Annotated in this window: 18 protein-coding genes, 1 tRNA gene, 1 pseudogene and 1 riboswitch; of the genes and pseudogenes, 14 read left to right on the forward strand and 6 right to left on the reverse strand. The window is 43.0% G+C overall.

Annotation, left to right across the window (positions count from 1 at the left end):
- Nucleotides 1-313: 313 nt before the first annotated feature.
- On the reverse strand, nt 314-2,602 hold the full coding sequence (locus tag QVP67_RS13230) for an NADP-dependent malic enzyme (RefSeq protein WP_022164041.1): 2,289 nt from the start codon (nt 2,600-2,602) through the stop codon (nt 314-316).
- A 101-nt stretch (nt 2,603-2,703) separates the two neighbouring features.
- Nucleotides 2,704-3,984: an O-acetylhomoserine aminocarboxypropyltransferase/cysteine synthase family protein gene (locus tag QVP67_RS13235; RefSeq protein ID WP_022164042.1), complete on the reverse strand. Its 1,281-nt coding sequence runs from the start codon at nt 3,982-3,984 to the stop codon at nt 2,704-2,706.
- Between the two features lie 144 nt (nt 3,985-4,128).
- Here QVP67_RS13235 and QVP67_RS13240 point away from each other — a divergent pair, with 144 nt between their 5' ends.
- Entirely contained in the window at nt 4,129-5,157 is a 1,029-nt protein-coding gene (locus tag QVP67_RS13240; protein ID WP_022164043.1) for an N-acetylmuramoyl-L-alanine amidase family protein, read from the forward strand.
- Nucleotides 5,158-5,215: 58 nt separating this feature from the next.
- Here the strand turns inward: QVP67_RS13240 and QVP67_RS13245 are convergent, their stop codons facing one another.
- On the reverse strand, nt 5,216-5,536 hold the full coding sequence (locus QVP67_RS13245; RefSeq protein ID WP_022164044.1) for a hypothetical protein: 321 nt from the start codon (nt 5,534-5,536) through the stop codon (nt 5,216-5,218).
- 509 nt (nt 5,537-6,045) lie between these two features.
- A riboswitch (cobalamin riboswitch) is annotated at nt 6,046-6,244 on the forward strand.
- A 181-nt stretch (nt 6,245-6,425) separates the two neighbouring features.
- Between QVP67_RS13245 and nrdD the strand changes: the two genes are divergently transcribed.
- The 7 genes from nrdD to QVP67_RS13280 all read left to right on the forward strand — a co-directional run bounded on the left by nrdD (nt 6,426) and on the right by QVP67_RS13280 (nt 15,270).
- The gene (nrdD, locus tag QVP67_RS13250) at nt 6,426-8,531 is read left to right on the forward strand and encodes an anaerobic ribonucleoside-triphosphate reductase (RefSeq protein WP_288180211.1); all 2,106 of its coding nucleotides are present in this window, start codon (nt 6,426-6,428) and stop codon (nt 8,529-8,531) included.
- Between the two features lie 31 nt (nt 8,532-8,562).
- Nucleotides 8,563-9,045: an anaerobic ribonucleoside-triphosphate reductase activating protein gene (gene nrdG / locus QVP67_RS13255; protein ID WP_022164047.1), complete on the forward strand. Its 483-nt coding sequence runs from the start codon at nt 8,563-8,565 to the stop codon at nt 9,043-9,045.
- Nucleotides 9,046-9,877: 832 nt separating this feature from the next.
- Complete coding sequence (gene nrfH, locus QVP67_RS13260; protein ID WP_022164049.1) at nt 9,878-10,438, forward strand: cytochrome c nitrite reductase small subunit; 561 nt, start codon at nt 9,878-9,880, stop codon at nt 10,436-10,438.
- Nucleotides 10,439-10,457: 19 nt separating this feature from the next.
- Nucleotides 10,458-11,933 carry an ammonia-forming cytochrome c nitrite reductase gene (gene nrfA / locus QVP67_RS13265; protein WP_022164050.1) on the forward strand — a complete coding sequence of 492 codons (1,476 nt, stop codon included), beginning with the start codon at nt 10,458-10,460 and terminating at the stop codon, nt 11,931-11,933.
- A gap of 5 nt (nt 11,934-11,938) precedes the next feature.
- Nucleotides 11,939-13,162, forward strand: coding sequence for a cytochrome c biogenesis protein ResB (locus QVP67_RS13270; RefSeq protein ID WP_288180206.1), 1,224 nt, complete (start codon nt 11,939-11,941; stop codon nt 13,160-13,162).
- Nucleotides 13,163-13,178: 16 nt separating this feature from the next.
- A complete protein-coding gene (locus QVP67_RS13275) occupies nt 13,179-13,967 on the forward strand; it encodes a cytochrome c biogenesis protein (protein WP_022164052.1) in 789 nt (262 codons plus the stop codon).
- A gap of 16 nt (nt 13,968-13,983) precedes the next feature.
- The gene (locus QVP67_RS13280) at nt 13,984-15,270 is read left to right on the forward strand and encodes an alginate export family protein (protein WP_022164053.1); all 1,287 of its coding nucleotides are present in this window, start codon (nt 13,984-13,986) and stop codon (nt 15,268-15,270) included.
- Between the two features lie 201 nt (nt 15,271-15,471).
- Here QVP67_RS13280 and QVP67_RS13285 read toward each other — a convergent pair whose 3' ends face one another.
- Entirely contained in the window at nt 15,472-16,161 is a 690-nt protein-coding gene (locus tag QVP67_RS13285) for a Crp/Fnr family transcriptional regulator (RefSeq protein ID WP_022164054.1), read from the reverse strand.
- A 408-nt stretch (nt 16,162-16,569) separates the two neighbouring features.
- On the opposite strand from QVP67_RS13285, the gene QVP67_RS13290 reads away from it, so the two are divergent.
- The 6 genes and pseudogenes from QVP67_RS13290 to QVP67_RS13315 all read left to right on the forward strand — a co-directional run.
- Nucleotides 16,570-17,085 (forward strand): pyridoxamine 5'-phosphate oxidase family protein, encoded by a 516-nt coding sequence (locus QVP67_RS13290; protein ID WP_072542227.1) that lies wholly within the window; start codon nt 16,570-16,572, stop codon nt 17,083-17,085.
- 14 nt (nt 17,086-17,099) lie between these two features.
- A complete protein-coding gene (locus tag QVP67_RS13295) occupies nt 17,100-18,248 on the forward strand; it encodes an aspartate aminotransferase family protein (RefSeq protein WP_022164056.1) in 1,149 nt (382 codons plus the stop codon).
- A complete protein-coding gene (gene thiD, locus QVP67_RS13300; RefSeq protein ID WP_022164057.1) occupies nt 18,241-19,113 on the forward strand; it encodes a bifunctional hydroxymethylpyrimidine kinase/phosphomethylpyrimidine kinase in 873 nt (290 codons plus the stop codon). The genes QVP67_RS13295 and thiD overlap by 8 nt, the downstream gene beginning before the upstream one ends.
- 91 nt (nt 19,114-19,204) lie before the next feature.
- Nucleotides 19,205-19,915, forward strand: coding sequence for a DUF542 domain-containing protein (locus QVP67_RS13305; RefSeq protein WP_022164058.1), 711 nt, complete (start codon nt 19,205-19,207; stop codon nt 19,913-19,915).
- A 39-nt stretch (nt 19,916-19,954) separates the two neighbouring features.
- On the forward strand, nt 19,955-20,458 hold the full coding sequence (locus tag QVP67_RS13310; RefSeq protein ID WP_288180207.1) for an HD domain-containing protein: 504 nt from the start codon (nt 19,955-19,957) through the stop codon (nt 20,456-20,458).
- Nucleotides 20,459-20,553: 95 nt separating this feature from the next.
- Nucleotides 20,554-20,775: pseudogene (locus tag QVP67_RS13315) on the forward strand (MATE family efflux transporter); the annotation flags it as partial.
- A 199-nt stretch (nt 20,776-20,974) separates the two neighbouring features.
- Here QVP67_RS13315 and QVP67_RS13320 read toward each other — a convergent pair.
- Together QVP67_RS13320 and QVP67_RS13325 are read right to left on the reverse strand one after the other, a co-directional pair.
- A tRNA-Phe gene (locus QVP67_RS13320) sits at nt 20,975-21,047 on the reverse strand.
- A gap of 153 nt (nt 21,048-21,200) precedes the next feature.
- Nucleotides 21,201-21,608, reverse strand: a 408-nt coding sequence (locus QVP67_RS13325) for an AIR synthase-related protein (protein ID WP_288180208.1), incomplete at its 5' end; no start/stop codon positions are given.

Consider the following 21,608-nt stretch of genomic DNA (forward strand, 5'->3'; position numbering starts at 1 on the left):
TGCTTACTAACTTCTTCTTTATTGCTGATTGCGGTTGCAAAAGTAAACATAAAATTGGAACCTGCAAACATTTTATAAAGAAAATGCGGGATAAACCAACATTTTTGTTGTTTTATCCCGCATAATGGAATAAAAAGATATTATTTATTCTTTTTGATAGACTGAAAGACAGGCAGGAATACGAACGCAGCCGAAAGTGCAAGCGTTACGATTACAGGACCGTCAATTCGTTCGGCATATACCAGAACAAGGTAGCAAAGTGCTGCCCAAAGCAGCACAATGCATACTATTTGTGTTTTTGATAACGGACGTCTCATTGGCAGGCTTTCTTTTTATCCACGATGGCGTCGATAACGGCTACTGCCGTGATGTTGACGATGTCGCGGACGGAACTTTCGAAGTCGGTGAAGTGAATCGGCTTGTTCAGTCCCATTTGTATCGGGCCTATCAGTTCCATTTCCGTATTCATGGCCTGCAGCAGTTTATAGCCTGCATTGGCCGAGCTCAGGTTGGGGAAGATAAGTGTGTTGACATCCTTGCCTTTCAGTCGGGTGAACGGGTACTTGGCATCGCGCAGCGTACGGTTCATGGCAAAATTAACTTGCATTTCACCGTCGATAGCCAGGTCGGGATAATGCTGTTGCATGTAGTCTACGGCCTGGTGCACGCTTACCGGACTTCCTTCCTGATCGGCACCGAAGTTCGAGTAACTCAGCATGGCCATCACCGGAGTGTGGTTGAAGAAACGTACGGTCTGGTCGGCCAGACGGGCAATGTCTATCAGGGTTTCGGCATCCGGATGGCGGTTGATCAGTGTGTCGGCCAGGAAGTAAGTTCCTTTCTTGGAGTTCAGTATGTGCATGGTGCCGAAGTGGGAGTAACAGGGCTGTATGCCGATGACTTCTTTGGCCACCTTGATGGTATTGCTGTATTTGGTGTACAGTCCGGTGATGAAAGCGTCGGCTTCGCCTGTCTCTACCATCATCATACCGAAGTAGTTGCGTTCGAACATCTTGTCGTTGGCTTCCTCGTAGGTGACACCTTCGCGTGCGCGTTTTTCGGCCAGGATACGTGCATAGCGTTCGCGGCGCGGTGCTTCGTCGGGATGGCGCAGGTTGACAATCTCGATACCGTCCAGACTGAGGTCGAGTTGCTTGGCGAGTTTTTCGATAGCCTCGTCGTTACCTAATATAATAGGATGGCAGATGCCTTCGGCCTTAGCTTCGACGGCAGCCTTCAGCATGTTGGGGTGAATACCTTCGGCAAACACTACGCGTTGCGGGTTGCGTCGGGCAGTATCGTAGAGCTGGCGGGTCAGTTTGCTTTCCTGTCCCATCAGTTCGCGCAGTTGCAGTTTGTAGGCATCCCAGTCTTCGATGTTTTTGCGGGCTACTCCGCTTTCCATGGCAGCGCGTGCTACGGCACACGATACTTCGGTGATGAGGCGCGGGTCTACCGGTTTCGGGATGAAGTAGTCGGGGCCGAAAGTAAAGTTGTTCACATGGTAAGCCTCGTTTACGACGTCGGGTACCGGCTGTTTGGCCAGGTCGGCTATGGCGTGTACGGCAGCCAGTTTCATTTCTTCGTTGATGGCACGGGCGTGTGTATCGAGTGCACCGCGGAAGATGTAGGGGAAACCGATAACGTTATTTATCTGATTAGGATAGTCACTGCGTCCGGTTGACATCAGTACGTCGGGACGTGCAGCCATGGCATCCTCGTAAGATATTTCCGGAGTGGGATTGGCCAAAGCGAACACAATGGGGTGGTCGGCCATGCTGCGTACCATGTCCTGTGTCAGCACATTGCCTTTGGAAAGTCCGAGGAATACATCCGCTCCCTTGATGGCTTCGGCCAGGGTGTGTACGTCGCGGCGGTCGGTGGCAAAGTAACGTTTTTGTTCGGTCAGATTCTCGCGGTCGCTGGTGATGACACCTTTGCTGTCCAGCATCAGGATGTTTTCGCGGCGTGCACCGAGTGCTTCGTACAGTTTGGTACACGAAGTTGCCGAAGCGCCTGCACCGTTTACTACTATTTTCACGTCTTCAATCTTCTTCCCGGCCACTTCCAGAGCGTTCAGCAGTCCGGCACTGGAGATAATGGCTGTACCGTGCTGGTCGTCGTGCATGACGGGGATGTCCAGCTCTTCTTTCAGCCGGCGTTCTATTTCGAAGCATTCGGGAGCTTTGATATCCTCCAGATTGATACCGCCGAAAGTCGGTGCGATGGCTTTTACAGCTTCTACAAACTTGTCGGGATCTTTTTCGTTTACTTCGATGTCGAACACATCGATACCGGCATATATCTTGAAGAGCAGTCCTTTTCCTTCCATAACGGGTTTACCGCTCAAGGCGCCTATGTCGCTCAGTCCCAGCACAGCTGTACCGTTGGATATAACAGCTACCAGATTGCCTTTAGCTGTATATTTATAAGCATCTTCCGGGTTTTTCTCTATTTCCAGACAGGGTTCGGCTACGCCGGGCGAATAGGCCAGCGAAAGGTCGGTCTGTGTACTGTAGGGCTTTGTGGGGACTACTTCTATTTTTCCAGGTTTGCCTTGCGAGTGATAGAGCAAAGCAGCTTCTTTTGTAATCTTTACCATAGTCTGATTGATGTTGATGAATAATGAATATTGTATAATTGTATTTGTATTTATTCCATCAGCATGGCTTTGAAATGCGATGCCGATGGAAGAGGGTTATGTCAGGCATTCAGTGCCTGTTCGATATCGGCGATAATATCGTCCACATTTTCTATTCCGACCGAGAAACGGATCAGGTCAGGACGTACGCCAGCTTCGATCAGTTGCTCATCAGTGAGTTGGCGGTGTGTATGGCTGGCAGGATGCAGCACGCAGGTACGTGCATCGGCTACGTGAGTAACGATAGCAGCCAACTTCAGGTTGTCCATGAACCGGATGGCTACGTCGCGTCCACCCTTCAGACCGAAGGAGATAACACCGCACGAACCGTTGGGCATGTATTTCTGTGCCAGTTCGTAGTATTTGTTGTCGGGCAGGCCGCAATAGTTCACCCATGCCACTTTTTCGTTCTTTTGCAGGTATTCGGCAACGGCCTGTGCGTTTTTGCAGTGTTGAGGCATACGCAGGTGCAGGGTTTCGAGACCGAGGTTCAGCAGGAAAGCATTTTCGGGCGACTGAATGCTACCCAGGTCGCGCATCAGCTGTGCGGTAGCCTTGGTGATGTAGGCCATCTTGCCGAAGGCTTTTGTATACGTCAGTCCGTGATACGATTCATCGGGCGTACACAGTCCGGGGAACTTGTCGGCATGGGCATCCCAGTCGAAGTTTCCACTGTCTACGATACAGCCGCCTACGCTGGTGGCATGTCCGTCCATGTACTTGGTGGTAGAGTGAACCACGATGTCGGCTCCCCATTCGAACGGACGGCAGTTGATGGGAGTAGGGAAGGTGTTGTCCACTATCAGGGGCACACCATGTTTGTGTGCAATACGGGCAAACTTCTCGATGTCGAGCACCTCAAGAGCGGGGTTCGAGATGGTTTCGCCAAACAGGGCTTTCGTATTGGGACGGAAAGCGGCGGAGATTTCTTCTTCGCTGGCGTCAGGATTGACAAAAGTAACGTCAATACCCTGCTTCTTCATGGTGACACCAAACAGGTTGAACGTACCGCCATAGATGGCCGACGAGCAGACAAAGTGATCGCCCGCTTCGCAGATGTTGAAGATGGCATAATAGTTGGCAGCCTGTCCGCTGGACGTCAGCATGGCGGCTACACCTCCTTCGAGGGCAGCAATCTTGGCGGCAACAGCATCGTTGGTGGGGTTTTGCAGACGGGTATAAAAATATCCGCTTTCTTCGAGGTCGAACAAACGCGCCATCTGCTCGCTGGTTTCGTATTTGAAGGTTGTACTCTGGTAGATAGGGAGCACCCGCGGCTCTCCTTTTTTAGGAGACCATCCGGCTTGTACGCAGAGGGTCTCGGGCTTGAATTGTTTTGCCATAATGCTATCTATTTTTTTTAGTTTCTTATCAATTAACATGTAACTGCTCGCAAAAGTAAGGAAAATAATGTAATTTTGTCCGCAATGAAGGTTAAATGATAATTTATTGGTGCACAACCGTTCCAAAATATTGATTGTAGATTTATGATTCGTATTCTGTTCGTATCCTTTCTTTTGGTTGTATTTTCTTTTGCGGTTTCGGCGCAGGAGCAGTGCGACACTCCGAAAGCTGGTGAAGGTATTTCGACATTTCTTGAGCGCAACGGCCGACCGGGAAGAAGTTATTATAAGGAATTTCTTGAACTTAATAAAAAGGCCTTGCGTGGTAAGGAAGAGCTGCGTCTGGGCGTGAAATATCAGTTGCCGCCTTTGCATGCAAAAGGTAGCAGAGGAGGAGAAGATAGCAGGCACCGAAAATCGGGTAGCAGGAAAAGTGTGATTCACGAGCCGCTTTTCGGGAAGAGACTGGCGGATGTAAAGGTGACAGGCAACCGTCTGCAAGGAGCCTGCTTCTATGTAGTGAGTGGACACGGAGGTCCTGATCCGGGTGCGATAGGTCGGATTGGGAAAACCGAGCTGCACGAGGACGAGTATGCATACGATGTAGCGCTGCGACTGGCACGTAACCTGATGCAGGAAGGAGCCGAGGTGCGTATCATCATACAAGACGCCAAGGACGGTATCCGCAACGACCGTTATCTCTCGAACAGCAAACGTGAGACCTGTATGGGCGATCCGATTCCTTTGAACCAGGTAGCAAGGCTGCAACAACGTTGTGCAAAAATCAATGAATATTATCGCAAGGATCGTAAAAAGTATAAATATTGCCGGGCAATTTTTCTGCATGTAGACAGCCGTAGCAAGAGTGCACAGACTGATGTGTTCTTTTATTATGCTCCGCAGAGCACGCTGGGCAAGCGGCTGGCTACGGGGATGAAGAATACTTTCGAATCGAAATACGACCGGCATCAGCCCAACCGTGGTTTCGAAGGTACTGTCAGCTCGCGTCGTCTGTATGTGCTGCTCAATGCTTCGCCGACAGCTGTGTTTGTCGAACTGGGTAATATTCAGAATGCTTTCGACCAGCGTCGTTTTGTTCTTAGTTCCAACCGTCAGGCTTTGGCCAAGTGGATGATGGAGGGCTTTATCGCAGATTACAAACGCTCGAAATAGCAATCCCGATTCATCGCGAACCGGGACTGCCAATAGGGGTATTTACATTCTGAAGAGTTTATTCTTTGACAGGCTCACCATTTTCGTCCAAAATGACTGTCAACTCTTGTTCGTCTGTCGTGACGAGAACTAACTTGTAGATTTTCTTGCCTTCTGTTTCTTTCACATAGGCTTCTTTCACACTTGCGCCTTCGTTTGTTGCTGCCAGTTTCTCGACGAGGGATTGCGGCAGTGCTGAAGGATCCATTTTTACAAACTCATCTTGCGGAGCGGTAGCTTCCGTTGCGTTTTCTGTTACAGGTGGGGTTACTTCTTGTGCAAACGTTGCAAAAGTGCTTACTCCGAGAATCATCGCTACTGTTACTAATACCTTTTTCATAATCGTTTAAGTTTAGGTGAATATTCAGGTTTTATTTTCTCACTCATAAACTGTAGTGCAAAGGGAGTGCCAACAGAAACAGCGATTTGTGGCATACTGTATTTTGTCTGTTAATGTCTGTTTATGCTCTGTTGGACGATGCGACTGTATGTTTGTTGGATAAAAATCCTTTTTGGTTGTTTCTTACAAGATAGGGGAATTGTTTGAAAACAGGCTTTTAGGCTCTTATCTGGGCAGAAATGTTTTCTTTTTATTTCCATACCGCGTGTTCCAGTGCCAGATATGCAGTTCGGGCATCGCTTTCAGAAATGTTAGCCTGTACTTACGTTTGTTAGCAATATTGCTGCAAAAATCGGGCAGACGGTTGGCTGACTGGAAGTGGGGATATTGTAGAATCTGTGCTACAATGTTGGGGAATAATTACCCATTTGGCGGTATCTTTCGCCTTGTTTCCCATCTTTCGGCTGAAAAAACTTCCGGTTTCTTTCTCTGCCTTTTTGTTTTTTCTGCTATATTTGCCGCGAATTGGTTTCATGCGGATATTCATCTTCGTGAATTAAAAGGGAATCGGGTGAAAGTCCCGAACAGTCCCGCTGCTGTGAAGCTCCATTCAACGTTCCGACAATTACTCTTGCCACTGGTCAACTGAACTGGGAAGGTGTCGGAGCGGGAGTCAGTCAGAAGACCTGCCATTTTCATCAAAGGCCGTTTTTACTCGTGGGATAGAAAAGCGGTGCGAAAATATTCAGTAATTAAACTTTTTGTGGGAAAGGCATACCTGAGGAAGAGGTGTGTCCGCAAAATGCCGGCTGTAGCCTTCGGGAAGCCATATTGTGTGCGAACAGTGGTTTATTGGCCGGACAAAACAGGAAAAACAATGAAAACAGTGATGGAAACCAGTGACTTTACAATTGTGAAGCGGGACGGATCGGCCGACCGCTTCTCGCTCGACAAGATAATGAATGCCATTATCAAGGCATTCCGTTCGGTGAACGAGCCTGTCAGCCTGAGTAATGTTTCGAAAATCATCAGCCGGCTCGACCTGTACGACGGCATCAAGGTGGAAGAAATCCAGAACTTAGTGGAGGAAGCCCTGATGCGCGAGGGACATTATCGGGTGGCAAAGTCGTTCATGCTCTACCGGCAGCGTCATGCGGAGGACCGCGAGGTGATGGACGAACTGAAGTTCTTGTCCGACTATTGCGAGGCAACCAATGCCGCTACCGGTTCGAAGTACGATGCCAACGCCAATGTGGAGCATAAAAACATCGCCACGCTGATTGGTGAACTGCCCAAGTCGAACTTCATCCGCCTGAATCGCCGGTTGCTGACCGACCGCATGAAGAAAATGTATGGCAAGGAACTGGCGGACCAGTACCTTGACCTGCTGACTCACCACTTTATATATAAGAATGACGAGACGAGTCTGGCCAATTATTGTGCTTCCATCACGATGTACCCCTGGCTGACGGGCGGTACGAAGTCGATAGGCGGCAATTCGACGGCACCCACCAACCTGAAGTCGTTCTGCGGAGGCTTTGTCAACATGGTGTTCATGGTTTCGAGCATGTTGAGCGGAGCTTGTGCCACGCCCGAGTTTCTGATGTATCTCAACTATTTCATCGGGCTGGAGTACGGCCGCGAGTATTACAAGGAGCCGGAAAAGGTGGTGGACCTTTCGCTGAAGCAGCGTACGGTCGATAAAATCATTACCGATTGCTTCGAACAGATTGTCTATTCCATCAATCAGCCTACCGGAGCACGCAACTATCAGGCTGTCTTCTGGAACATTTCGTATTACGACCGTTACTATTTCGAAAGCCTGTTCGGCGACTTCTTTTTCCCCGACGGCAGCAAGCCCGACTGGGAGGGACTGAACTGGCTGCAAAAGCGGTTTATGAAGTGGTTCAACCGGGAACGTACCAAGACGGTGCTGACTTTTCCGGTCGAGACGGTGGCTCTGCTGAGCAAGGACGGCGATGTGCTGGACCAGGAGTGGGGCGATTTTACAGCCGAAATGTATGCCGAGGGGCATTCCTTCTTTACTTATATGAGTAGCAGTGCCGACTCACTGTCCAGCTGCTGCCGCTTGCGCAACGAGATACAGGACAACGGTTTCAGCTATACCTTGGGAGCGGGTGGCGTATCGACCGGTTCGAAGAGTGTGCTGACGGTGAATATCAACCGCTGTGTGCAGTATGCCGTCAATCACCAGCTCGACTACAAGACGTTTCTGACCGATGTCATCGACCTGTGCCACCGGGCGCAGCTGGCTTATAACGAGAATCTGAAAGCGTTGCACGAACATGGCATGTTGCCCCTGTTCGATGCTGGCTACATCAATATGGGGCGGCAATACCTGACGATTGGCGTCAACGGTCTGGTTGAGGCTGCCGAGTTTATGGGAATCAAGATCAGCGACAATCCCGATTACCTGCGTTTTGTGCAGACCATTCTCGGACTGGTCGAAAAGAAGAACAAGGAGTATCAGACGAAGAATGTCCTGTTCAACTGCGAGATGATTCCGGCCGAAAATGTGGGTGTGAAGCACGCCAAGTGGGACCTGGAAGACGGCTATTTCGTACCCCGCAGCTGCTATAACAGCTATTTCTACGTGGTCGAGGACGATTCGCTGAACATCATCGACAAGTTCAGGTTACACGGCGCTCCCTACATCGAACACCTGACGGGCGGTTCGGCTCTGCATATGAACCTCGAAGAGCACCTTTCGCAGGCACAATACCGGAAGTTGCTGAAAGTGGCGGCGGAAGAAGGATGCAATTACTTTACCTTCAACATCCCCAATACAATCTGCAACGAGTGTGGCTACATCGACAAGCGCTACCTGCGCGAGTGTCCCCATTGCCACTCCAGAAACGTAGACTACATGACGCGCATCATCGGCTATCTGAAGCGTGTCAGCAATTTCTCCGAGGCCCGTCAGCACGAAGCCGCCCAGCGCTACTATGCGGTGGCCGGCAACGAGTTAGATTGAAAGTTTTTAGTTTGTTGTTAATAAATAAGTTATGCTTAAGTATGTCAATGCCGGCATCGTGTTTCAGGAAATTCCCGATGAAGTGACGCTGTCCATCAATCTGTCCAACTGTCCTTGCCGTTGTCCGGGTTGTCACAGTTCGTACTTGTGGGGCGATGTCGGCAAACCTCTGACTCCTGTGGCATTAGATGAGTTTCTTGCGAAATATGCTTCGGACATAACCTGTGTCTGTTTCATGGGAGGCGATTCCGATCCGGCTGCTGTCAACGGATTGGCGGGCTATCTGCGCCAACGCTATCCGCAGCTGAAGGTGGCCTGGTACAGCGGACGCACCATCCTTTCACCGGCTATTTGCAGAAGCCGTTTCGACTATATCAAGATAGGCCCCTACATCCGGCATTTGGGAGGGTTGCGCCAACCTACCACCAATCAGCGCCTGTACAGGATAGGTACGGCCGACGAATTGATAGACATTACTTCCCGTTTCTGGAATCGCAACCGGCGCATCGGGTAATTCTTCTCCATTTTTTTCCCAGTTAGGCAATAATTTTTTCCTAACTGGGCAATATTTTTTTCCTAACTGGGAAAAAATCCGGCGGCAGTAGTTGTGTGGTATACTCGCGAGCGATGCTTGCACGGCTCGTGAGAAACACTTGTGTGGCTCGTGAGCGACACTTGCACGGCTCGCGAGCCATGCAAGCAATACTCGTGGGAGTTGCTGGCAAAACCCGTGGCAATTGCAAGTAAAACCCGAGGCATTTGCAGACAAAACTCGTGGACTTTTCAGGCAAAACCCGGCGGCATTTTGTTCAAATCCCGCCGACTGATTACCGACGTTGCGCGGCAAAAGTTGGTAGTTGCAGGCGCCATGTAGGACTTTAGTGGTGAAAGATGAATACGCGGATGCCTTTGAAGTGCGGATATACACATATAAAAACAGAATGCCGAAAATAGCCTTCACGCTTTCACCGGGTAATTTCTGACTGAAAATCAGTAGAATATGGTGAAAGATAAAGTTTCACCCCATTTTGGAGAATCATTAAAAATCCGCGTTCATCCGCCACCATTCGCGTCGTCCGCGTATCCATCTTTCACCACAATCCGCTTACTTTCAGCAGCTTATGGTGAAACTTCACCATGCGAACTCCTGACAACTACATGGCTTTTCTGCCGGTTTTTCCGTTACCTTTCACCGTAACTGATTTATTTTGAGAGGGTTGTGGTGAAAGGTGGCGATGGGATTTGTCCTTGATGGAAGGGATAACCTAAAAAAAATAATGTAAGCGTCATATTTCTTACACTGATTATTTCGCTAAAATGTTTTTTTTTGCAAAAAATGTACACTTATGATATTATCTAAAAGGCAGAAAATAATAACAGCCATTGTGACAGGAACTATAGTAGGGAGTGGATTATTCTTCCTTTATATGTTAAGAGCGCATACTTATCTTACAGATGAGCCGTCGGCTTGTGTGAATTGTCATATTATGTCCCCTTATTACGCTACATGGATGCATAGTTCCCATTCAAGGAGCGCCACTTGTAATGATTGTCATGTTCCTCATGAAAACTTTGTAAAGAAATGGGCTTTTAAGGGAATGGACGGGATAAAGCACGTTGCTGCTTTTCTGGCAAGTTCTGAACCGCAGGTCATACAGGCACATCCTGCAAGTTCACAAGTTATAATGAATAACTGTATCCGATGCCACCAGCAACTTAATACCGAATTTGTGGAAACAGGACGTATAGACTATATGATGTCGGAAGTTGGAAAAGGAAAAGCATGTTGGGATTGTCATAGGGAGGTACCTCATGGAGGGAAAAACAGTCTTTCTTCCACTCCCAATGCGATAGTGCCACTACCGGAATCACCCGTGCCGGAATGGCTTAAGGAAATGAAGAAATAATAAAATAAAACTATAATATATGAACAATAATTTTAAATCTTGGCATGGATGGTTGTTGTTTGGTGTTTCAATGACCGTTGTTTTTTGTTTGGGACTTGCTGTATCTGCTTTGTCTGAACGCAGAGCTGAAGTGGTAAGCATTTTTAATAACAGAAAGAATCCTATGAAGGGTATTGTACCTCAGAATGAAAAGTTCCAGAGTGATTTCCCGAGAGAATATCAGACCTGGACAGAAACAGCCAATACTGATTTTCAGAGTGAGTTTAATGGAAACGTAATGGTTGACGTTCTCGAACAGCGTCCTGAAATGGTCATATTATGGGCTGGTTATGCTTTCTCAAAGGACTATTCTACACCGCGTGGACATATGCACGCAATAGAGGATATACGGGCAACATTGCGTACAGGCGCTCCGGAAAGCAAGAATGACGGTCCTCAGCCTTCTACATGCTGGACATGCAAGAGTCCTGACGTCCCACGTATGATGCAGGAAATAGGTGTTGATTCATTCTATAACAACAAGTGGGCTGCTTTTGGCTCGGAGATTGTAAATCCTATAGGATGTTCAGACTGTCACGATTCAGAGACTATGGATCTTCATATAAGCCGTCCAGCCTTGATTGAAGCATTTGCACGTCAGGGAAAAGATATAACAAAGGCAACACCGCAGGAAATGCGTTCTTTGGTCTGTGCACAGTGTCATGTGGAATATTACTTCAAAGGAGATGGGAAATATCTGACATTTCCTTGGGACAAGGGTATGACAGTGGAAACGATAGAACAATATTATGATGAGAACAATTTCTCTGACTATACACATGCCTTGAGCCGTGCTCCTATTATCAAGGCACAACATCCTGATTATGAAATATCCCAGATGGGAATTCATGGACAGCGAGGAGTATCATGTGCAGACTGCCACATGCCGTATAAGAGTGAAGGCGGTATGAAGTTCAGTGACCATCATATCCAGAGTCCTCTTGCCATGATAGACCGTACATGTCAGGTTTGCCACCGTGAAAGTGAGGAAACTCTGCGTAATAATGTTTATGAACGTCAGCGTAAGGCTAATGAAATAAGAAACCGTCTGGAAGAAGAATTAGCTTCTGCACATATTGAAGCCAAATTTGCATGGGACAAGGGAGCTACGGATAATGAAATGAAACCTGTTCTAAAGCTTCTGCGCGAGGCACAGTGGAGATGGGACTTTGGAGTGGCATCACACGGAGCAGCATTCCATGCGCCTCAGGAAATACAGAGAATTCTGTCGCATGGGCTTGACAGAGCCTTACAGGCGAGATTGTCTATTTCCAAGATATTGGCAAAACATGGATATACAGACAATGTACCTATGCCTGATATATCAACCAAGGAAAAGGCTCAGAAATTTATTGGACTGGATATTCCTGCAGAGAAAGCTGCAAAGGAACGTTTTATGAATAAGACTGTGCCAGATTGGTTGAAAGAGGCAAAATCTAACGGACGCATTATCTGATATTTATGTGGAAGAATACTTGGGGAGTAAAAGAAGGAATAATGACCTGTGGCGGATTGATAGCCATAGGTCTTATTTTGCATCTATTTACGGGGGCTGTTGATTGGAGCAGTTTTGCTTGGCCACTTAATATATGTATTTTAACAGTGTATGTAGTGGTCTTGATAATGCTTTATATTTTAAGGAAAAAGCTATATTTTGTTCGCTGGGCAATGTCGTATAATGCAGCTGTACCATCATTGATAGCAGTTGTATTTCTGACATTCCTTATGGGGATGATAAAACAGGTGCCGTCTTCTGTTTCTTCAGACAAAGTTTTCATATTTAACAGTATGCTTTCTTTCTGGCCTTTCATCCTGATTTATATTTGGATGACTTCAATAGTGGGACTGGTTTCCATAAAACATTTGTGTTCATTTCGTCTTAGCAGAATACCATTTCTGCTAAATCATTTAGGGTTGTTTATAGCTTTGGTTTCAGCTACTTTGGGAAGTGCTGATATGAAGAGACTGACTATGAATACCCGTATTGGACAGACTGAATGGCGTGCTACAGATATTAACGGGAATTTGTATGAATTGCCGTTAGCTATAGAACTAAAGAACTTTAGTATAGACGAATATCCACCGAAACTGATGCTGATAGATAATTCTACAGGAAAGGCTTTACCGCACGATAAACCTGAACACCTTTTGCTGGAAGATGGAGTAAATTCCGGTAAGCTGTCAGAGTGGAAGGTTGAAATATTGGACAGAATAGAAATGGCTGCATCTGTATCAGGAGAAGATACTATAAGGTATGTTGAATGGCCAAGTACCGGAGCCACTTATGCTGTAAATGTGAAGGCGGTTTCCAATGATGGGAAACGAACTGCCAGTGGTTGGGTAAGCTGTGGAAGTTTTCTGTTCCCATATCAGGCTCTTCGCCTTGACAGTAATTGCAGTCTGGTAATGCCGGATAGAGAACCCCGACGTTTCTCTTCAGATGTACTTATATATACAGAAAGCGGGAAAAAACAGGAAGAAACAATAGAGGTAAACAAACCGGCAGATATAGAAGGCTGGAAGATATATCAGTTGAGTTATGATGAAAGCAAAGGGCGTTGGAGTGATATAAGTGTTTTTGAACTGGTTTCAGATCCTTGGCTTCCGGCTGTTTATGTGGGAATTATAATGATGATGTTTGGTGCTGTGTGTATGTTTGTCACTGCCCAAAAGAAAAATAATTAGAAAATAGGGAAATATGATGAGTTGGGACTGGTTTATATATTTTGCCATAGCGTCTGTATTGTTCTGGATTATAGGTTCATGGAATGCTTTTAAAGAATTCAAAATACGAGCATGTACATTTACTTTTATGGGACTTCTTGTCTTTGGAACATTTATAGGCTTGTTGTGGTATTCATTGGAGAGACCTCCTTTGCGCACAATGGGAGAGACCCGTCTGTGGTATTCTTTTTTCCTGCCATTTGCTGGGTTGATTACCTATATGAGATGGAGGTATAAATGGATACTTGGATTCAGTACTATACTGTCTGTAGTATTCATTTGTGTAAACATTCTTAAACCTGAAATTCACAATAAGGCTTTGATGCCTGCGTTGCAAAGCCCATGGTTTGCTCCTCATGTCATTATATACATGTTTGCTTATGCTATGCTTGGGGCTTCGGCCATAATGGGAATTTATCTTTTATGGATAAAGAAAAATCAAGGCGATGTCAAAGAAATGGCCTTGTGTGATAACCTGGTATATGTCGGATTGTCATTCATGACTTTAGGTATGTTGACCGGAGCATTATGGGCAAAGGAAGCATGGGGACATTACTGGTCATGGGACCCAAAAGAAACATGGGCTGCAGTTACATGGTTTTCATATCTCACATATATACATATGAGGATAGGAATGCATAATAAACGGAAAGCATCCTTGTATGTTTTACTGTTATCGTTTGTGTTTCTGCAGATGTGCTGGTGGGGAATAAATTATTTGCCGTCTGCACAAGGTAGCAGTATACATACTTATAATATGAACTGATTAAACCTTATGATTTATGAGAAGAAGAAACTTATCTATGTTGATAGCATTCTTATTTATAGGAAATGTATCAATCTCTTATGCCCAGGAAGAAAATAACGAAAAAGACAAATTTTTTGTTTCGGCCCAGATTCGTACAAGAGGTGAATACCGTAATGGAGCATTGTATCCGCGTAATGAAAGTGATTTGCCGTCCGGTTTTATAAATGAACGTGCCAGACTTTCATTGGGATATGAACGTCAACGCCTTTCTCTGAAATTCTCTGCTCAGCATGTAGGTGTATGGGGACAGGATGCCTTGGTGGATAAGAACGGCCGTTTCATATTGAATGAAGCATGGGCTGCATTTGAATTTAATGATTATTGGTTTATGCAGTTGGGAAGACAGGCTCTTTCGTATGACGATGAGCGTATTCTCGGAGGGTTGGACTGGAATGTAGCCGGACGTTATCACGATGCTCTGAAAATTGGATATAGAAAAAATGGGCATCAGCTTCATGGTATATTTGCATTTAATCAGAATGACGAGAATGTTATAGGAGGAACATTCTATGATAGCAGCAAGACAAAGCTGTATAAGAATATGCAGACTTTATGGTATCATTATGATTTTGCTTCAACCCCTTTACAGTTTTCAATTATGGCAATGAATCTTGGTCAGGAGGGAGGCGATGCTGAGTCAAGAAAATCAGACACTCAATATATGCAGACATTCGGAACATACATTAAATATGCTCCCGGCCAATGGAATTTATCCGGTGCATTTTATTATCAGTTCGGCAAGAATGTATCATCACGTTCAGTATCAGCTTTTATGGGTAGTGCACGTGCTTCATATAATATAAATAAAAGCTGGTCTGTAAATGTTGGAACTGATTACTTGAGTGGAAATGATAAGTCTGACGGAACATATAAGGCTTTCAACCCATTGTATGGAACGCACCATAAGTTTTATGGGGCAATGGATTATTTCTATGCTTCTGATTTTATTGGAGGTTATAGTCCAGGGCTTTCCGATACTCAGATTGGGGTTGGTTATAAGGTGTCTTCTTCTGTATCAATGGGGATGAATTATCATTATTTTGCTACAGCTGTAAAACTGGAAAACCTGAAACGTTCATTAGGATCTGAAATTGATTATCAGCTGGACTGGAAGATAATGAAGGATGTAAGTTTGTCTTTAGGCTATTCTGTAATGTTCGGGACTTCAACAATGGATATTGTAAAAGGAGGTAACCATAACAGCTGGCAAGACTGGGGATGGATATCACTGAATATAAACCCACAAATCTTTTGTAAGTGACGATTCCTGTATGAGTTTTGGTGGTAATTATTCTGAATTCAAGTTTCGATAATAAAATGTATATTAAACAGAACGCTCAATTGAGTAAATTACATATAATTTACTGTAAGTAGAAAATAGAAGACCTGGCAAATAGTCATGAAATAAAAGTAAATGAGCTATTTGTCAGGTCTTCTATTATAATTGAAATTAATCTTGATATTATATGGGCCTTTTAATTTTAGCCAAGTTTAATTCTATGTTACCATTAGGTATTCTTTTTATTAATCCTTCCTTTTCCATTTTATTGAATTCAGTTGATAATGCAGGTCTTGTAACATTCAAATATTCAGCCAGTTGTGTTAAAGTGTGAGGCATCTTAATGATATTAGAATCTTTTGTTTGCTTTTTGAACAGATATACCAGAATACGCTCTCTGATTGTTTTTCTGGACAGAACATCCAAACGCATTGTTGTACATATATTGCATTTCCCTGATACACAAAGAAAACTTCTTAAGATTTCAGGACATTCACTGATGAGACGGAATGTAGAATCCTTTGTAGCTGTCAGAAGTATAGATTCTTCAATCGTTTTAAATGTCGCTGGGAATCTATTGTCTTCTTTGAACAAATGAGGAGTTGCAAATGCACGTGGGGCCACAATATTTTCGATTAGAACCTCATTGCCATTTGCATCAATAATATTGACCTCTAATTCTCCTTTTAATAAGATATATAGCCTGGAACAGGCTTCTCCTTGTTCTGCAATTATTTCATTATTTTGAATCTTGAATAAATTAAAATCAAGTTCCTGAATGAGTCTCTTTTTTATATGAGTATTTAAATCACGGAATAGTGGTATTGAGAATAATATATCTTTATAATAGTCATTAAATTCAATTGTCTCCATAATCTTATTCTTTTTGAAAATGTACAAAGTTAGTATTTTCTGCCGACATTATGAAACTTTATCCGGACTAATATCCAATCTGATTATCAGATTACTGAGGATTATGTGAACATAGTGTTTTATTCATAGATGAAGTTTCATGTATGAATATTATATGCTTTTCAAAAGTTTAGATTTGAAATATTCGCTGAATAAAACATACGGTTAAGAATGAAAATGTATTGGATTGATTATTTCATCAGGTATTTTCTCTAATAAATATCAATGGTGTCATTTTTATTACATCGTATTTTTTTCATCTAAGGTAATTTTGTCGTATAGTTATAGAATATTTAATACCTAGGTAATAGAACAGAGGTTGTTCTTACCTGTAATATTAGGCAAATATTTAAGCATATTTAGAACTTTATGAGAAAAGTAAGTAGGGAAATGGACAGCAACTGGGCATTGGAAATAATGCGCAAAGCTCCATATATAACGGTTAGTTTTACAAGACCGGACGGTACTGCATATGGAGTACCATTATCTTTGGCCAGTAATGGTGATGATATTTGGTATTTTCATTGTGCTCCAGAAGGTGATAAACTTGATGCTATAGCAGTAAATCCGGAAGTATGTCTTTCTGCTGTTACAAAATGCCAACCTACGGTTGGTCCTAAAGATGGAACTTTCACTCTTCAGTACCGTTCGGCTATTGCATTTGGAAAAGCTGAGGTTGTTACTGATAATGAAGAAAAGATTTTGGCATTGAGATTAATTAGCCAACGCTTTCTGCCAAAACACATGGACGCTTTTGAGGAAGCAGTTAAAAGAAGCCTTCATCGTACAGCTGTAGTCAAAGTAACCTTGTCGTCTCCTCCAACAGGCAAGCGTAAACAATACGATAAGAATGGCGATGAAATGAAGTATGGAAGGATGGAGTAGTAAAATATTAGATTATGAATTTGTTTGATGTTTATTCTATATTCCCTATAAATATTGTTAGGGGTTCTGGTTGTTATGTTTACGATGACAACGGTAATTCATATTTGGATTTTTATGGTGGACATGCTGTAATATCAATAGGGCATTCTCATCCGTACCTTGTAAAATGTATGTATGAGCAGATGCAGAATCTGATGTTTTACTCTAACTCAGTAGTTAATAAACTTCAGGAGAAGCTTGCATATGAATTGGGGGAAATCTCCGGGTATTCTGATTATAGTGCATTTTTTGTAAATTCTGGAGCTGAGGCAAATGAGAATGCCCTTAAACTAGCCTCGTTCCATACCGGTAAGAAAAAGGTGATAGCATTCAGAAACTCTTTTCATGGTCGTACATCAGCAGCAGTAGAGGTAACAGACAATCCTTTGATCACAGCTCCTCTTAATTGCAATGATAATGTATATTTTTCAGGGATGGATATAGCTGAGGTGGAAAGTGTATTGCGTAGTGGAGATGTTTGTGCTGTAATAATAGAAGGTATTTCTGGGGTTGGTGGAATAAGAGTTCCAGAGGATGATTTTTTTAAAGAATTGCGTAAGCTGACTATACAATATGGCGCAATTCTAATTATGGATGAAATACAGTCTGGCTACGGGCGTACAGGAAAGTTCTTTGCTCATCAATGGAGTGGCATTAAACCGGATATCATTACTGTAGCCAAAGGTATAGCCAACGGCTTTCCATTTTCAGGTGTTCTGATAAGTGACGTTTTCAAACCTCGTAAGGGAATGCTTGGAACTACATTTGGCGGTAATCATCTTGGGTGTGCTGCTGCATTGTCGGTGATACAGGTCATGAAAACTGAAAACCTGATAGAAAATGCAAATAATGTGGGAGATTATTTCATACACAAACTGCGTTCTATTGAATCGCCATTAATCACTGATGTTAGAGGACGTGGGCTAATGATAGGAGTTGAGTTTGCCATATCTGTGTCAAAGATCCGAGAGATGCTTCTGTTCAATCACCATATCTTTACCGGATATTCTGGTAGGAATATTCTGAGAATATTGCCTCCATTATGTATTACAAAGTCGGAAGTTGATTATTTCATTGATAAGTTAGTATGTTGTTTGGATAAATTAGGATGTAAGAATGATTAAGGAAGGAAAGGTCCCTTACAGGGTTTTTGTTATAGCAGGTAGTGAACCTCTTGGCTCTGCAGGGATACAGGCAGATGTCAAGGCAATATCTGCATGTGGAGGATACGCTGCAGGGGCTATCACATGTGTTGTTGATGAAGATACAGAGCATGTAAAGGATGTTTGTTTAATACCTGTTTATATGGTAGTGTCTCAAATACAGTCTTTTATGGAGGATGTCGGGGCTGACTGTATTAAGACTGGAATGCTGTATTCGAAAGATTTGGTATTGAAAGTCTCTGAGACGATAAAAAACTATGCTGGTATACCGTTGGTGGTAGATCCTGTTATGGTTAGTTCCTCGGGTGATCAACTTCTTGAAGATGAAGCTATTTTTTGTTATAAAAAGAAACTGATGCCACTAGCCACTATCATTACACCTAATATGCGAGAGGCAGAGATTCTACTCGGGCGAAAATTGAATATACATGGGATTCTAGACGACTTGAAGGAACTTTCTATTTGGGGTAATTCTGTGATAATAAAATCTGTGCCATATAAAGATAAACTTGCAGATTATTTTTATTGTCCACAAAATGGTGATTTTAGGGAATATATTAAACCTATAATTAAAACAAAGAATGTGAATGGAACGGGTGATATGTTCGCATCATCTATTGCTACTTATTTAGCAAGAGGATGGAATATTATTGATGCAATAGATAAATCTGAAGATTTTATTCATAAGGCCATAAGTTATGGAGCAAAATTTTCTTTCGGGACAGGTTTTGGGCCGGTTTTTCCATTCTACAAGAATTATACTAAATTACAGAAAGAAAATCTCAGATATAGAATGAATATCTCTCAAGACAGAAATAATAGGTGATATATTGTTTGATGTTATTAATTATCTAGAGTGTGAAATCTTGATATATAAAATGATTATTGCATAATATTTTAAAATAGATATTGATTTTATGGAACTTAGATGTAAGAAAGTAAAGGATATTGTCTTAGAAAACTCTGCAAGTGCGTCTGTTTTCTTCAGATATGGGATAGACTATTGCAATGGAAATATGAGTTTGGAAGATTTATCTGGAGAAAATAGCGCTAATATAGATGAAGTCCTCCACGATTTGGAAAATATATCACATCAGGGAACACCATTTTATTTATGGCCTTTAGATTTGCTTTTAGATTATATTATAAAGTATCATCACAGGAATACAAAGGAAAAAGGGGCTTATCTTCTTTCTATGATTGAGAATGTGAAGGACAATTATGGAATGGAATATCCTGAATTAAATGAATTGTTTAATCAGGTTAAGTTGTCAATGCACGACTTGGAATCGCATTTTCAGAAAGAAGAGAGTGTGTTATTCCCATATTTGTATGAATTGTTCGATGCTTCACATAATGAAGAATATATAGAGACTATGCATTGTGGAACAATTTCAAATCCTATCAGAGTAATGACAATGGAGCATGAAAATGAAAGGATGCGCTATATGCATTTGAGAAAGATTACAAACGGTTTTAGAGTACCGGATGAAAATCTTTGTATAAATTATGAACAGATGATGGTTGAACTGGAAACGTTTGTAGAGGATTTATTTGAGCATATATTCATTGAAAATAATATTCTATTTCCTCAATTTGAGAAATTGGAGAGAGAATGGGTAAGATGATTAATTATGACGTAAATCCTATTTTTACAGAATGAAATTATGAATACAACACATTTGCAGCTAATTTCCTCTATGATAGAATACTATCGGGGTGATGCTAAACGAATACAACATTTTATCAAAGTATATAATTTTGCTTCATTGCTTGGAAGACAAGAACAATTGGACGAAGAAACTCTTTTTATTCTTGAAACAGCAGCAATTGTTCATGATATTGGCATACGTATATGTGAACAGAAGTATGGAGTTTGTGATGGAAAACACCAGGAACTTGAAGGTCCGGCAGAAGCGGAGAAACTCTTGATAAAAACAGGTAATTATACATGTGAACAGATAGAACGGGTTTGTTGGTTAGTCGGTCATCATCACACATATACAAATATCAGTGGAATAGATTATCAGTTGCTTGTTGAAGCAGACTTTCTTGTTAATATATTCGAGGATGGATTCTCTGCTGAAATGATTGAGAATGTAAGAAATAAGATATTTAGAACACAATCAGGAATACAATGTTTAGAAGATATGTATTTGAAAGCTATCTGATTTTATTATATAGCTTGAGAATTCAGTTTTAATATTGTAATAAAATCTAAATAAAAGGAATCATTTTTAAGTAAATAAATTCTGGTATGTTGAGAATAGCAACTAATAGAGATATGACATCTGGGTCTCCATTAGCTATCTTGGTTAATTTTACAGTCCTTCTTTTATTGGGCAATCTTCTCCAGCAGGCATACTCAATAGTTGATGCAGTAATAATTGGTAAATTTTTAGGTATAAACTCTCTTGCGGCTGTTGGTGCAAGTGCTTCTGTGATAACTCTTATATTGGGATTTTGTAATGGATGTTGCTGTGGTTTTTCCTGACTTTATCACTTTTTCTAATTTTGTCATAAACCTGCCCTATAGGTATCTGTAGTAGTGATTTTGATTCAAAAAAGCCACCGAATCAGCAAATTTAATGGGGCAGCGGACTGCATATTTGCAGACAGTACATAAAGAAAAAACCGCTGAAATAACTGTATTTCAGCGGTTTTCGTGATTTTTCGTTTTGTAAAAGTGGTGTCACCAGGAATCGAACCGGGGACACAAGGATTTTCAGTCCTTTGCTCTACCAACTGAGCTATGACACCATCTCTCTTGAGGTTTGCGGTTGCAAAGGTAGTGAAAGTTTTGGACTATGCAAGAGAAAAATAAAGAAAAAACACTGATAAAAAGGTATGTGCCTTATTATCAGTGTCTATTATACGTCAAATAAATGTTACTTTCGGAGGAAAACCTTTTGCTTAGACGTCGGTTTCGGACGAAGGCGTAGTGTTGCCGCCGTCTTTTAACGGATTCCAACCTTGGGCTTTCAACTCAAACTCCTGCCCGTCGCGGGTGATGAGTGCACAACCCAGTTCAGGTTTGGTAATGTGGCCTATCAGTTTGACGCCTTCCATTTCGGACACCTTTTCGTGGTCGGCTATGGGGACGGTAAACAGCAGTTCGTAGTCCTCTCCGCCGTTCAGTGCGCAGGTGGTCAGGTTCATATTGAACTCTTCGGCCATGACGGCTGTCTGATAGTCGATGGGGATGTGTTCCTCGTAGACCCGGCAGCCGACTTTGCTCTGGCTGCAGATGTGCATCAGTTCGGACGAAAGTCCATCGGAGATGTCCATCATGGCTGTGGGCTGTACGCCGGCGGCGGCCAG

Origin of the sequence: Bacteroides sp. CAG:633 (genome assembly GCF_000435115.1) — a bacterium.
In the GTDB taxonomy this organism is placed as follows: Bacteria; Bacteroidota; Bacteroidia; order Bacteroidales; family Bacteroidaceae; genus Bacteroides; species Bacteroides ndongoniae.

Excerpts from the sequence above, each read along its gene's own strand:
- thiD (WP_022164057.1), top strand. The coding sequence starts at position 18,241 with ATGATTAAGGAAGGAAAGGTCCCTTACAGGGTTTTTGTTATAGCAGGT.
- QVP67_RS13295 (WP_022164056.1), top strand. The coding sequence starts at position 17,100 with ATGAATTTGTTTGATGTTTATTCTATATTCCCTATAAATATTGTTAGG.
- nrfA (WP_022164050.1), top strand. The coding sequence starts at position 10,458 with ATGAACAATAATTTTAAATCTTGGCATGGATGGTTGTTGTTTGGTGTT.
- QVP67_RS13230 (WP_022164041.1), bottom strand. The coding sequence starts at position 2,602 with ATGGTAAAGATTACAAAAGAAGCTGCTTTGCTCTATCACTCGCAAGGC.
- QVP67_RS13235 (WP_022164042.1), bottom strand. The coding sequence starts at position 3,984 with ATGGCAAAACAATTCAAGCCCGAGACCCTCTGCGTACAAGCCGGATGG.
- QVP67_RS13275 (WP_022164052.1), top strand. The coding sequence starts at position 13,179 with ATGAGTTGGGACTGGTTTATATATTTTGCCATAGCGTCTGTATTGTTC.
- QVP67_RS13280 (WP_022164053.1), top strand. The coding sequence starts at position 13,984 with ATGAGAAGAAGAAACTTATCTATGTTGATAGCATTCTTATTTATAGGA.
- nrfH (WP_022164049.1), top strand. The coding sequence starts at position 9,878 with ATGATATTATCTAAAAGGCAGAAAATAATAACAGCCATTGTGACAGGA.
- QVP67_RS13245 (WP_022164044.1), bottom strand. The coding sequence starts at position 5,536 with ATGAAAAAGGTATTAGTAACAGTAGCGATGATTCTCGGAGTAAGCACT.
- QVP67_RS13240 (WP_022164043.1), top strand. The coding sequence starts at position 4,129 with ATGATTCGTATTCTGTTCGTATCCTTTCTTTTGGTTGTATTTTCTTTT.
- QVP67_RS13290 (WP_072542227.1), top strand. The coding sequence starts at position 16,570 with ATGAGAAAAGTAAGTAGGGAAATGGACAGCAACTGGGCATTGGAAATA.
- QVP67_RS13305 (WP_022164058.1), top strand. The coding sequence starts at position 19,205 with ATGGAACTTAGATGTAAGAAAGTAAAGGATATTGTCTTAGAAAACTCT.
- QVP67_RS13270 (WP_288180206.1), top strand. The coding sequence starts at position 11,939 with ATGTGGAAGAATACTTGGGGAGTAAAAGAAGGAATAATGACCTGTGGC.
- nrdG (WP_022164047.1), top strand. The coding sequence starts at position 8,563 with ATGCTTAAGTATGTCAATGCCGGCATCGTGTTTCAGGAAATTCCCGAT.
- nrdD (WP_288180211.1), top strand. The coding sequence starts at position 6,426 with ATGGAAACCAGTGACTTTACAATTGTGAAGCGGGACGGATCGGCCGAC.
- QVP67_RS13310 (WP_288180207.1), top strand. The coding sequence starts at position 19,955 with ATGAATACAACACATTTGCAGCTAATTTCCTCTATGATAGAATACTAT.
- QVP67_RS13285 (WP_022164054.1), bottom strand. The coding sequence starts at position 16,161 with ATGGAGACAATTGAATTTAATGACTATTATAAAGATATATTATTCTCA.